At 57.7% G+C, this 12,836-nt stretch carries 8 protein-coding genes; 6 read left to right on the forward strand and 2 right to left on the reverse strand.

Annotated features, from left to right (window positions below; all coding sequences use genetic code 11):
- The first annotated feature begins 929 nt into the window (after positions 1-929).
- From J5274_RS23430 to J5274_RS23445, 4 genes are all read left to right on the forward strand, one after another.
- On the forward strand, positions 930-1,334 hold the full coding sequence (locus J5274_RS23430) for a SyrB-like regulator (RefSeq protein ID WP_142831808.1): 405 nt from the start codon (positions 930-932) through the stop codon (positions 1,332-1,334).
- A gap of 143 nt (positions 1,335-1,477) precedes the next feature.
- A complete protein-coding gene (locus J5274_RS23435; protein ID WP_219275306.1) occupies positions 1,478-2,065 on the forward strand; it encodes a hypothetical protein in 588 nt (195 codons plus the stop codon).
- Positions 2,066-2,096: 31 nt separating this feature from the next.
- Complete coding sequence (locus J5274_RS23440; protein ID WP_142831810.1) at positions 2,097-2,663, forward strand: hypothetical protein; 567 nt, start codon at positions 2,097-2,099, stop codon at positions 2,661-2,663.
- 693 nt (positions 2,664-3,356) lie between these two features.
- Complete coding sequence (locus tag J5274_RS23445; RefSeq protein WP_142831811.1) at positions 3,357-4,418, forward strand: porin; 1,062 nt, start codon at positions 3,357-3,359, stop codon at positions 4,416-4,418.
- 430 nt (positions 4,419-4,848) lie between these two features.
- Here J5274_RS23445 and J5274_RS23450 read toward each other — a convergent pair whose 3' ends face one another.
- Positions 4,849-6,921: a bifunctional diguanylate cyclase/phosphodiesterase gene (locus tag J5274_RS23450; RefSeq protein ID WP_142831864.1), complete on the reverse strand. Its 2,073-nt coding sequence runs from the start codon at positions 6,919-6,921 to the stop codon at positions 4,849-4,851.
- Between the two features lie 152 nt (positions 6,922-7,073).
- On the opposite strand from J5274_RS23450, the gene J5274_RS23455 reads away from it, so the two are divergent.
- On the forward strand, positions 7,074-8,111 hold the full coding sequence (locus J5274_RS23455; protein WP_219275307.1) for a class I SAM-dependent methyltransferase: 1,038 nt from the start codon (positions 7,074-7,076) through the stop codon (positions 8,109-8,111).
- A 487-nt stretch (positions 8,112-8,598) separates the two neighbouring features.
- Positions 8,599-9,393, forward strand: a complete 795-nt coding sequence (locus J5274_RS23460) for a YdcF family protein (RefSeq protein ID WP_142831813.1) — start codon at positions 8,599-8,601, stop codon at positions 9,391-9,393.
- Positions 9,394-9,661: 268 nt separating this feature from the next.
- On the opposite strand, the gene J5274_RS23465 is transcribed toward J5274_RS23460, so the two are convergent.
- Complete coding sequence (locus J5274_RS23465) at positions 9,662-12,748, reverse strand: glycoside hydrolase family 38 C-terminal domain-containing protein (protein WP_219275308.1); 3,087 nt, start codon at positions 12,746-12,748, stop codon at positions 9,662-9,664.
- Positions 12,749-12,836 lie beyond the last annotated feature (88 nt).

Below are 12,836 nucleotides of genomic sequence, written 5' to 3' on the forward strand. Positions count from 1 at the left end.
CCAGACTAATCACTACAACCAAAAGTCCAAAGCTACGCAGCAATCCGAAAAATATCTTTTTAGAAATCGTTGCACATCTTACTTCAGTCGCGCGAGCTGTCGGTTATCATGGCCCTGTGATACGCCAACGTCCAGAGATACGCCGGGTTGCCCGTTTCAGCCCTGCCATCATGCCGTGATTCCGACATCGGTTCGGTGAGTGACAATTCGGGAAATCACTTCATCGAACGCGTTAAGCGATCCTTCTGGCCCAGACCTGTATCTTTCGCCAGCTGCGAGCGAGTCTCTGCGTAACTTGCCTCCACCATAAACAGCGGGCATCCCATTTTCTCGATAGTCGTCCCGTGATTTGTGAATAGGCATGGAGCGCCCCGCGAGCCCAGTTTCGGCGTTCCGATCTGATCGTCGGGCGCGCTGCGCTCCTTTTGCGCGAGCTTAGCGGGCTTGTCATTCTACTCTTCAGGGGTCTCGCCCGCTTTGATGAGTTCTTTCCCCGCCTGACCGTATGTTGGCTTGGAGCATGAATGATCGTGGCACCGACGATGCGTCCCGCCCTTGGCCAAGTCGCCAGATCGCCGGAGATGTTTGTTGAACTGCCTGCGAGCGGGCCACCCATAGCGTGAGGTGCTTCGCCTCTCCGCTCGACGCTCGCTTTAAGCCCCAGTGAGTCGAAAGTTCCCCCGGCACTTTGCCAATCGTGGGGTCGCAGCTACGCGCCATGCTCGCGGGCACCACCAGTGGACGTGGATCTCGCCGCCATATTCAAGATGTCGCTGGCGAGTGCTTCGTACGGGAATCTGCGGCCTATAACTCCAATTGGGAAGTCGGACTGTATGCAAAAGTTGCGCGTCAACCGATGATTTAGTTCGGTTCTGTTGACATCCGCTGTCTAGCAGTCGAAAAGAATCCATACCGTCATGGAGAGAGCAATGGCAGACGAAAGCGAAACAGGCATCCCAAGTGAAGTTGCAGAATTGGAGGCGCCGCAAGAGGCGGCTGTGACCAAAAAGCAGCGTGCTCCACGACGGTCCAAGGCCGAAATCGAGGCTGCTGCTGCAAGCTCACCGAAGGTTCGTCAAAAGCGCACCCCGCGTGCTGAACCCGTTCCAGCGGATGGCGAAAAGCCTGCCCTTGGCACCGCGAGGAAGACGGCCGGCAAAGCGGCCGCAAAAGCTAAGCCTATCACTCTGCCAACGCCACACGCCGCCGCCACTACGAGCGACGAGATGGTTGATCTCATTCAGCTTGAGGAAGAAAACAAGCGGCTTCGCCAGACCCTGGCCGAAAAGCTGCGTGCGGAAAATGCTGATTTACGCAAACGCCTCGGCGTCTGATCTGGGCAGATACCTGCCGGCGGTGCGCAATCGACCAACGCCACCATTTTCGAAGCTCGTGTTAAAGATGTTCCGGCTCGCCCTGCGAGCCGGATTGGGGCTGTCAGAACCACCGCGTTGTCTGCCGCCCGGAAAGACTTACAATGAAAGCACCTTGGCAATACCTCGCGCGATTGATGTCCCGGCAAAAGACGTCTGATACGAAAGATGGCGGACGTGCCGGCAATGTCGAGGTAGAACTACAGCCCGCTCAGACTATTCTCCTCTCTTCTCCGGAAGGCGCCACCGGGCCTGGGGATATGGATTCACCTGTCGCCGACGTTCAAGTGCCAACGGCGGCTGCGACCGACGGTAAAACCGATCCAGCAGCACCCGCCTTGCCATTGGACGAGATACATGCAGCGACGGCCAAGGCGACTGGGGATCAAGGGCAGTCCATCTCCGATCCGCGAGACCCGTTACCTGCAGGTGAGGTAGATGTTCAGTCGCTCAAGGCACCCAAGACGAGGGGCAAGGGGTTAAGGCAAGTCCGCGGCGATCTAACACCTGAGACCGCCGTTGGCGCCGCGGAGACGCCCGTTGCAGGCCTATCGTCGCCAACGAACGTCCTTTCCAACGACGTCATAGATCTCGACAGGGACATCAAGCATTTGAGAGACCAGCTTGCACAAAAGCTCCGGGTGCAGAATGCCCAGCTGAGAGCAATGCTCGTGCGCTTCGACCGCTCCTGAGCCTGCAAGACGATCACCAGAGAATTCAGCAATGAAACCACAGCAACGCAGTTTCGTCGTCGAAATCAAATCGGCGCGCCGGCGGTTGAAGACTCGGCCGAAATCCATCTGGGGCGAGACCGATTTTGGAGCACTTGTGCGGGAAGCGGAAGCAAAGCTCCCGTTCATGCAGAACGCCGTTTCGCAGGCGCCCATCTCCCGTGTTGATCAACCATTCGAACCGGAGGATGCTACCGATATCCATGAGGCCGGTGAAAACCAACTCAGTCTGCTGCCGTCGACCGGGCCCGACGATATCCGACGGCATCAGCAAGAACAGGCTTGCCTGGAAAACACCGCGTTCCATCCGGCAGAAGACAAGTTCAAACCGAAAATGGCAGGGACACTTAAGCATGGTCGGAGAAGTCAGTTGGAGAACGCCCGGGGTCGCAACTCAGCGCCTGCCGCTACGGTGAAGGCTGCGAGTGTGGACACCCACATTGACGAGTTGCCGTTGCTCGATGCCGAAAACCGACGCCTGAAGCAGTTGCTGGCGGAACACCTGAAACAGCAAAACGCGCAGCTGAGGGCGATGCTAAAGCGATTTGAAGGCCGCTGACGGTCCACCTCTTTCAGCCGCCCTGGGTTTGCCGGAGGCCCCAACTCGCGGGACGTGGGGTCTATGACAAGCATGACGACGAAATTCTTTCCTGAAGTGGTGCGGTGCCGTACAAATAGTGACGAAGCGGGTCACATGAAGCGCAGCATCCCTCGCGCTGGGCAACTGCCTTTGATCGAAGCGAGGATAGGCTGCTCGGCACATACGCATTATCAGTTGACGACGAGGTCCGAGGTCGACAGCGGCAAGCGGGCAGGCCTATCAAGCGACGTTGTCTAAAAGATGGAGGCTCTGGACCGGGAGCACCTCCGTCAGCGTCGGTCACTCAACCGGAATTGTGCAGCGGAAACGAGTGATCGCCGGCAAAGTAGGGAAGGCGGACCCAACGCCAGCTTGGTGCTGTCGGCGATCATTGAGACATGCGCGCCGCGTTCACTATCTTTGAGCCTCCCCGACATCCACTGAGATCTTCACAGTAAATCTAGCTGGACTTTGTGCCCTTTCTGCAACATCACTTGCCGAAGGACTTCCTAAATCAGCTTTGGCGAAAGAAGTCGTTTGCGGTCGAGCGATTACAAAGCCATGCTTACTAATGAAGGCGCAAGTGTGTTTGTTCGACTTCGCGAACATGGGGAGCGAGCCCCAATGCAGGCTGTGCCGGATCTATTCGCAACATTGAACTGGAGGTCAATCATGAATATCAAGAGCCTACTTCTCGGCTCCGCTGCTGCCCTGGCAGCAGTATCCGGTGCTCACGCTGCAGACGCTATCGTCGCTGCTGAGCCCGAGCCGCTTGAATATGTCCGCATCTGCGACGCCTACGGCGCTGGCTACTTCTACATCCCAGGCACGGAAACCTGCCTCAAGGTCGGTGGCATGGTTCGTACCGAAGCGCTGTGGCACGATCCCTACGCCTTTGGCGTTCGCCAGAAGACCGGAACCGAGTGGCATACCCGCGCTGAACTCAACGTCGACACAGCAACGGACACCGAATACGGTCCGCTGAAGACCAACATGATCTACCGCTTCGACTCGACGGAAGGTAACAACGACTCGAAGGTTTTGTTCGCAAGCATTAGCCTTGGTGGTTTCATTGTTGGTAAAACCGACTCGCAATACATGCAGTGGATCGGTTACGCCGGAAACGTTATCAACGACGACGTGATCGGCGACGGACCTTACGAGCTCAACCAGCTCTCCTACGTTTACGACGGCGGTAATGGATTGACGGGCGTTCTATCGGTAGAGGACAGCCAGTCTGGCGCTGGTGCAACCGACCCGAACACGGGCCGTGATGAGTCAGACCATTACACTCCTGACTTCGTTGCTGGCCTCGGCTACAAGACCGGGATGGTCGGCCTGAAGGTCGTCGGCGGCTACGACTCCGTTGTCGAAGAAGGCGCCATCAAGGCTCGCCTCGATCTCGATTTTGGGACGTTCTCGGCATTCCTTATGGGCGCCTGGAACACGGATGGCGACAAGATCAACCGTTACGCCAACGGCGACGCCAGCGGCGCAAGCACGGGCGACTGGACTGTCTGGGGCGGCACGACTGTCAAGTTCAACGACAAGCTCGACTGGAATACCCAGCTTGCCTATTCCGACAGTAAGACCTTCGAAGCAACCACCAACGTAAACTACTTTATCGCCAAGGGCTTTAAGGTTCAGCCTGAACTGACGTACATTAAATACGACAACGCAGTTCGCGACGCCGACACGTTCGGTGGCGTTCTGCGCTTCCAGCGCACATTCTGATCTGATTTATCTGACATTAAAAGCCCGGCCTCTGAGCCGGGCTTTTTTGACAGACGGATATTGGCGATCGGCGTTGCGATCTTCAAATTGTGCCTGTGGCAGTCGCCCGTCCAACGCGTTTTTCCCACCCGTCCGGTAGGAGCCCGAGCCTCACTATAGCCACCCGTTCCTTAGTCTAAGCTCATCTTCTCTGCCGTCGCCCGCCCTAACAGAGAGTGCTGGCTTCCAGACGAAGTGCTGTTCCGCTTGTCTTCATAAGTACACCGTTTCGCGGCTAAAGCGAAATTAGAAGGCCATCCGACCATGGCGAATTTTACTGGCTGAAAAGACGTAAAATGTCTTCCCGTCCATCACCGAGACGAATCTGTCAGCTTAGAAAATGTGAACAGGCCTTGCATTGATCGCGCACCACCATAACACCCGGTCGGGTCTAATGTGGCGACGCGATTGCGGCACCGTCGTCGCCAGACTTAATCATATGGGCCGGAACCGGACGACCGACGTGATAGCCTTGAACTTGATCAATCCAGAGCTCGCGCATTAGCGTCATATGCTCCTCGGTCTCGACACCCTCGACAAGAACGTCGTCCACGTGGTTGCGCAGAAGGCTTACCATGTCGCGCAACATGGCCTTACCCCTTGGCGACGTCGCGTCGTTCAAGAAGGATTTATCGATCTTCACCGTGTCGAAATCAATCACGCGAAGCCAGGACAACCCAGCAAAGCCGGTACCAAAGTCGTCGAGCCAGATTGAAATACCCAGCCCGCGCAACTCTTCGACACACATCAACACCTGTGCATCGACGTCAATGTCCAACCCTTCCGTGATTTCGAACGCCAACCTGCTGCCTTGAACCCCAGTTTCCAAAAGAATGGCCGCGACAGACGCAGCAAAGCCTTCCGACTTCAGCTGGACCGGGGAGATGTTGACTGAAACGGTCTGAATTCGATTGTTTGCTAGCAGCTCGATGCAAACGGTGCGAACGAGCCAGCGCCCTAGTTCGTGGATGAAACCCGTATGCTCAGCGACAGGGATGAATGCGATGGGAGGGATAGAAACGCCATCAGCCGTCTTCAAGCGCATCAGGGCTTCCACAGTGTTCGTTGAGCCAGAGGCGACATCGTGGATCGGTTGATATACGAGCGATACCAACTCCTGCCGAAGAGCCACTCTCAGCAGTGCGACGAGGTCCTCCTCGTCATCGCGGCATGCGGGATCCAATGCATCATATAGCCTTGTGCAATTGCGTCCGCCAGCCTTGGCCGCATAAAGGGCTCGGTCTGCTTCATGAATGAGCTTTTCGACCTTTGTTGCGGAGTGCGGACCGGTCAGTGCAGCGCCCACGCTCACGGTAACAACCGGTGCCCCCTGCGGACGCATTTGGGGTGAAGGCGTCATCTCCTCTACGGCTTTGCGAATGTTTTCTGCAAAAGCAAAGCACTCTTCGGCAGATGTTGTATGCGTCAGCACTATGAATTCCTCGCCCCCGTAGCGACCCAATGAGCCGCCGAACTTTTCAACGGTTGCCCGGAGCACTTCTGCAACGCGAACAAGACAGTCATCGCCATCCTGGTGGCCATACAAATCGTTGAATCTTTTGAAATGATCGACGTCGATCAGGATTGCGGTGAAGCTTTGTTGGCTGGATCGCCACTTCTCCCAGAACTCGCGAAGCGTGCGATCAATGGCGCGCCGGTTGGATAGACCTGTCAGGGGATCGGTAATCGATAGCCTGAGCAAAGCTTTGCCGCGCTCGCTCGCCTCGTGATGCTGGGCGGCCGCCTCGAGTGAGTTCAGGAAAACCTGATAGCGTTCGGCATTCAGCTTCCAGTTCACATAAGAGGTAAATATGAAGCAGCAAACATAAAATATGACGAACGAAAGCGTATGATAGATGTCGCTCGGAAAGAAACAAAGGGAAACTAAAAAAGAACCCAAAACGGCAGCTGAAGCACTTAGTGCGAGGGAAACTCTGAAGTCAAAGAAAAGATTAATGCCCATCATGAATATTGCGCCGAAGACCATGTAATAGGAGAGATTTGATATCTCTCCGGATGCCATCGCCGGCAACAGCCAGCCCACATATCCTAACACCAGGGCGGCGGCGCACGTTATATCGAGACTGTCAGCCTTTTGGCCGAAGCGGTACTGAAGTTCGATCACGGCTAACGCGGAAGCCCCAACCACAAATCTTGCTATGATCGTATAAGGCGCAACGTCTGCGATCAAAAGCAGGTCTGTCAGTGAAAACAGGAGGTAGACGAGAACGGCCAGCCACAGCCCTTTCCTCGATACGGCACGGCGGGCTTCTGCCTGCTTTTGGCGATAGAGGGCCTTCAATTCTTGGGTCGCCGGTTTTGGCTTTTCCACGACAAAATCAGCGTCGGAGATTGGCGCCGAAGTTTCGTTTGCCCCGAAATGAACCGCCACGTCAAGACCTGCGTGCCCGGATTTAAGCTGCGTCACATTCCCTAAATATCCGGATTTATTCTGATAAATCATGAAGATACCACGGCTATTGATTTGAGGGTATGACGTCGTCCCCATCGATATGGGCGACCCGTCTTTCAATTCTCGGTATATGAGCAGTTTTTCCACTCGCAAGTTGCCCTACCTCCCATTAGAGTTACGACTCTGTTAACGGGAGTCCCGCTTTGAACCGCACCTCCACGCAACTTGATGGACAAAGTCTTATCACCCCCGAACTGATCGCTCGCGAGTTTGAGCATCAGCATCAACCGCTTCACCAAAAGATAGCCGTTGGAAAAGCCGAGCTGGCCCTGGCATTGGAGATTGCGCGGCAACAGTTTGAGAGCGGCGTTGAGCCGTCTCTCGTCATCGAGCGGCTCAGCAAACAGCTTCACCTCACGCGCAGAAAGTTTTTCCCCGGCGCTTGGCCTGAACTCGTTGATGTTGCACGAAGCCATCCTGTCGCTGCGGTCTTCCTGGAAGACCCCTTCACGCGCTGGTCATTCGACAAGCCTAGAGGATATTCAGGCGACGCACACCTTCTAGACTTCATCTACCGCCACCCGAGCGTAAGTGGATCGCTAGAGCAAGCATCGGCAAGGGGACGGTCTCTCTACGAATTCACGAGCAATGCATCCTCATCAGTCGCGGTTCGTGAGCGTCGCGACATCCTGACCCGTCAGGTGGATGAGATCACCGCAAGTCGTGGATCCGATGCCGAAGTCCTTACCATCGCCGCTGGTCATTTGCGGGAAGCAGAAAAATCGAACGCGCTAAATGGTGGAACGATCAAGCGATGGGTCGCTCTGGACCAGGATCCGCTGAGTGTTGCTTCCATGCACGCGGAGTATGGGGGAAGCTGCGTCCAGGCCATGGGTGGGTCGGTACTTGAAATTCTCACCGGACGAAAGAAACTCGGTCAGTTCGACCTGATCTATGCCGCAGGTCTCTACGATTATCTGTCCTTCAGTGTAGCCGTTAAGCTGACCCGCCATTGCTTAGGGATGTTGAAGCCGGGTGGGGTTTTCTTGTTTGCTAATTTCTCCGACGAAGTCGGCGTGGATGGGTACATGGAGACCTTTATGAATTGGTCGCTCCTATTAAGGCCGGAGTCGGAGATGTGGAAAATATCGAACGCGGCGAACGATATGAGCAAATTCGACGGGGCGGTCTGGTCAGGGGCCAATCGCAACGTCGCCTATGCGTCGTTGAGACGGCTGTAGACTTCTGTCTGCGCGCTTTCGGACTTTTTCGCGATAGTGTTGAGATTGACCGGGCAGGGGCGGGCGAGCCAGTCATTCACGCGGCTCTTTTACATACTGGTTGCGTGGTTGCCCCTCGATGTACCAGGAAGGCTGAGGCCGGTGCCAGGAAGGATTGGGTCCGTCCCGGGCTCGACAGGCCGCAGCCGCAGCAGGCTATTCCGTAAGTCGACCTATCTGCTTTATCGTGTCCGCACTCTGGGTGTGCCGGCCCTGGGCCACGTCACTACAGGAAGGCGAGTTGTCGTTGGTCGAATTACGACCTAACCAAATCAAAGTTCGGCCAATCTTGGAAAAGTAAAAGTTACAGTCGTCTGATTTCGTGCGTCATTCAGAACTAAATGATGCGTAGTCTGACAAAACCTCTAAGGGATGAACGGCAACTACATGACAGGTCGCTTCCAGACACCTCCCCGGCGCAACGCTATCCCTTGAAAGCAGATGTAGAATGTTCCTCATATTTTACCAACTGGTTGCGTCAGTATTCCTACCATCGAATTTGATAGCTTTACTCGGGCTTTTAGGGATCGCAGCGTTACTCCTACGATGGAAATGCACCGCCTTTTGGTTGCTCGGCACGTCATCCGTACTGCTTTGCATAGCGGGCTGGTCTCCGGTCGGCCCCGCTGTCCTCACAACGCTGGAGGACCGGTTCACCGCCCCCGACCTTCCCGATTACGTGACAGGTATCGTGATGCTCGGTGGGGCTGAAGAAGCCCATATTACAGCGAGTAGAAACAGCCTTACACTCAACAACAATGCCGAGCGGATCTTTCAGACTGCCGCGCTTGCACGCCGCTATCCCCAGGCTCGCATTATCCTGTCTGGTGGCGGTGGCCACCTCGTGCTCGGAGAAATTCAAACCGAGGCGGAGATTGCCCAGCGCGTGCTTGTGGACCTTGGGATAGCCTCAGAGCGCATTGAAACTGAGCGCCGTTCCCAGACAACTTATGAAAATGCCGTTCAAAGCATGGCGGTGGCCAAACCACAGCCGTCCGACAATTGGCTGCTCGTCACCTCAGCCTATAATATGCCGCGTGCGGTGGCGTCCTTCAGAGCGGTTGGATTCACCACCGTTCCCTATCCCGTTGATTACCGCACACGAACTGCAGAGTTCAAACTGCCGTTTAGTACTATCGCCGAAGGACTGGATGTTAGCGACACCGCCGCTCACGAATGGTTGGGTCTGGCCGCCTATCGCCTGACCGGCAAGACGCAGACGTTCTTGCCGGCTGCGAATTGATGCAAGCACCAGCAGGCGGGATACCGGAAGGGAAACCGACGGCGAAGGGCGAGCAGTCGGCGCACCCAGGGAGCCAGTCCGGCGGCTTCCCGGGTGTGCGGGGCCAGCAAGACGGCGCGGCCCCCGCGCCGATCGGCGAGATCCGGCCTCGCCAGATTTGTCGTCCATATCATAAACTTGCCGCATCGCCGGGATACGCGAAGGCCGTGTCAATGGCGCCACCTGTATAGATCCATTCGCGCGCAGGGACGGGCGACAAGGTGTCGTTTCAGAAGCGGACGCTCACGAGGCCGAAGGGTTTCAGAGTGGATGGCATATCCTCAAGTTCGGCTTCCAATGCGTTTGTAGCCCTGCATGTGCGGCCATCCGGCACGCAGATCGCATAGGAACCGCGCCTGCCAACCGCCTCGGAAAAACGCAGCACATAGCCATCACCGTCCTCGGCGGGCTTCAGCGCGTGGATGCGCACGTCTTGGTCAGAGATGGTCACAGGCGACAGATCATAATCGGCATCTGCGGTTGCCACGGTGAAGCGCAACGGATCGCAGACGAGATCAACCTCCGCCTGCACATCGGCGCTCCACCAGCGTCCGTCATGTGGCAGCAGCGCATAGGTGAAGCGCTGGTGCCCCTCATCGGCGAGCATGTCCGGGAACATCGGCCCGCGCACGAGGCTGATCGTCAGGACGTTGCCCTTGGCTGAAAAGCCGTATTTGTCGGCCGACAAGAGGGCCGCGCCCCAGTCCGTTTCCGACAGCGAGACGAAGCGATGGCCGCAGGCTTCGAACTGTGCCTTCTGCCAGGTGGTATTATCGTGGGTCGACCGACGCGTCACGCCGATCGCCTGGTCGAACACCGCCTCTTCGGCGAGCACGTTCAGGGGAAAGGCCGCCCGCAGATAGGTGCGTCGGTCGTGCCAGTCGAGATCGGTGACGATCTCCAGACGCGGACTGTTGGCCCACAGCCGCAGGCGTTGGGTGATCGTGCTGGCGCTGAAGCGCCGGACCAACGTGATCTCTGCACGGTGCGGGCCGGATTCCGTCACTTCACGGCTTTCCAGAGACAACAGCTCTTCCTCGCCGAGCTCGAAGCCGGGTTCGATATCCCAGGCGTCGAAATTGCGGGGAAGGTCGTTGCGATAGAGCATCAGCCGGTTCGCGGCGCCATCGATCAGTTGCCGGCCGCAGCGCTTGTCAAGGAGGCTCGAAATCCGACCCTGCGCGTCGAGGATGACGCGAACGAAGGCATTCTCCATCCGACTGTCGTCAACGACGAGGCTGCTGATCGGTCCCGTCGCCGACACGAAGCCGAGGGAAAGCGCCTGGAGCGGTCGGTCGAACGTTACAACGTAGCCGGCTTGACTGTGCTGCGGCGCCAGTCCGGCGGGGAGGGGCGCGCTGCTTTCGAGCTGCCACTGCCGTTTGGCCGAACCGGAGAGATTGGCAACAAGCAGCCCGCGCCGCGCGCCGCGCCTGCGCGATGCTAGTGCTTCCAGGCGTTGTCGCCACAGACGGTCGGCACGGGCGACGACCCCTTCTAGCTCCGGTTCCGTCTGCTCGTAGACCTCGCGGATGGAGGAGCCGGGCAGGATATCATGAAACTGGTTGCGCAGCATGAGCGTCCAATCGAGCGCAAGGTCCGGCATGGCGGTGACGCCGCCGTCGAGGGCATCGATGACGGCCATGGCCTCGGCGGCAACCAGCGCATGCTCGGCCCGGCGGTTGAGCTGCTTGGTGCGACCCTGGGTGGTCAGGGTCGCGCGGTGATATTCGAGGTACAGCTCGCCGGCCCAGACCGGCAGGGCTGCATCCGATAGCGCCACACGTATCTCGTCCAGATGCGGCTGGATGCGTCCTTGGCGCACATGCGGGATTGCCGGCATGGCGTTCAGCAGTGGCATGATCTCGATTTGGTCCGGGTCGGGGCCGCCACCACCATCACCCCAGCCGTAGCTGGCAATGACGGTTCCGACGAGATCCTTGGCCCCATGCTTCTTCCACACCTCGCACAGCGCCATCGGCGTCATCAGCATGTTGTAACCGTCATTGTCATAGGCGTCGAACGTATGGACAAGCACCCGCGAGCCGTCGTTACCCTGCCACTGGAACAGGTTCTCCGGCAGACGGTTCGTCTCGTTCCAGCTGACCTTGATGGTGACCAACGTATCGATGCCGGCATGGCGCATGATCTGCGGCATGGCGGCCGTGAACCCAAAAGTGTCCGGCAGCCAGGCCGTCGAGCAGGTGATGCCGAACTTGGCCTGGAAATAGCGCTGGCCCAGAAGAAACTGGCGCGTGAAGGCTTCTGCCGAGGGCATGTTGGTGTCGCATTCCACCAGCATCCCGCCGATGATCTCCCAGCGACCTTCCGTCACGCGCTTGCGGATGTCTGCAAACAGCGCTGGATCTTCATCCTCGACATGGCTGTAATAGAGCGAAGACGATTGCAGAAAGTGAAAGTCCGGATGGCGCTGCAGCAGTGAGTTGACGCTGTTGAACGTCCGCACGATCTTGCGCACGGTCTCCGGCTGCGGCCAGAGCCAGGCGTAGTCGATGTGGGCGTGCCCGGTGACCAGCACGTCGCCCTGCTTGGGATAGGCCTTGCGCAGATCATCGAGCATCCCATCCAGAAGTTCGCAGGCACGACAAACGGACGCCAAGGCCTCCTTGCCGAGTGCTTCGGGCCGGTCCGACGGCTCGAAGCTGCGCTCCCAGATATCGCGTGCCCAGGGGCGGCCGGCGACGCGCGGCGCAACGGCGGTCGTGGCCGTGGGAAGCCGCAGGCCGCTGATGGCAATCTCGCCAGCTTCGAACAGGGAGCGCGAGAGTTCGACATCATCCACGCTGTTGGCGGTGTCGCGCAGTACCATCAGGCGGCGACGCAAGGCGCGGATTTCGGGATGAAACAGAACAATCTCGGCCATTGCAAAACGCGGCTCGCGGTTTGGGACGCCGAACAGGCTGCGCGCGGCCACCTCGGCCACAATGCGCAGCGACGTCTCCTGCGGCACCTGGAAGCGACGGTGGCAAGGATTGGCGGCAAAGCTCTCCAAGACCTGCCCATCGTCGCCATGCAGACGCACCAGGGCCTCGCCGCCGAAATCCAGCCGCAGCTCGACGCCGTCGCCGGGGGGAACGGAAATGCTTCCGGTCATTTCGAAGCGGTGGATGCCGAACCGGTCGTCCCAGGCGCCTCCGGTCGCTATCGGCCGTTGCTGGCCCTGCGGGTTTGTCGACTGCCAGCCGGTAAGGGCAAGGCGCTGGCGCATCTCGAAGGCTTGCAGTTCCTCTACCCAGACTTCCATGTGGCGCGACAGCTGTTCAAGGCTACGTTGGCGATCGCGATAAGCCCGCATCTGGAACTCCCCCAATATTTAATCATCAATAAAGATATAAGATATTTTCATTTTTGGCCACACAACTTGGTCCTCGCTTGATAGAAAA

Origin of the sequence: Rhizobium sp. L51/94 (assembly GCF_019355555.1) — a bacterium.
In the GTDB taxonomy this organism is placed as follows: domain Bacteria; phylum Pseudomonadota; class Alphaproteobacteria; order Rhizobiales; family Rhizobiaceae; genus Rhizobium; species Rhizobium rhododendri.

Excerpts from the sequence above, each read along its gene's own strand:
- J5274_RS23430 (WP_142831808.1), top strand. The coding sequence starts at position 930 with ATGGCAGACGAAAGCGAAACAGGCATCCCAAGTGAAGTTGCAGAATTG.
- J5274_RS23450 (WP_142831864.1), bottom strand. The coding sequence starts at position 6,921 with ATGATTTATCAGAATAAATCCGGATATTTAGGGAATGTGACGCAGCTT.
- J5274_RS23445 (WP_142831811.1), top strand. The coding sequence starts at position 3,357 with ATGAATATCAAGAGCCTACTTCTCGGCTCCGCTGCTGCCCTGGCAGCA.
- J5274_RS23460 (WP_142831813.1), top strand. The coding sequence starts at position 8,599 with ATGTTCCTCATATTTTACCAACTGGTTGCGTCAGTATTCCTACCATCG.
- J5274_RS23465 (WP_219275308.1), bottom strand. The coding sequence starts at position 12,748 with ATGCGGGCTTATCGCGATCGCCAACGTAGCCTTGAACAGCTGTCGCGC.
- J5274_RS23435 (WP_219275306.1), top strand. The coding sequence starts at position 1,478 with ATGAAAGCACCTTGGCAATACCTCGCGCGATTGATGTCCCGGCAAAAG.
- J5274_RS23440 (WP_142831810.1), top strand. The coding sequence starts at position 2,097 with ATGAAACCACAGCAACGCAGTTTCGTCGTCGAAATCAAATCGGCGCGC.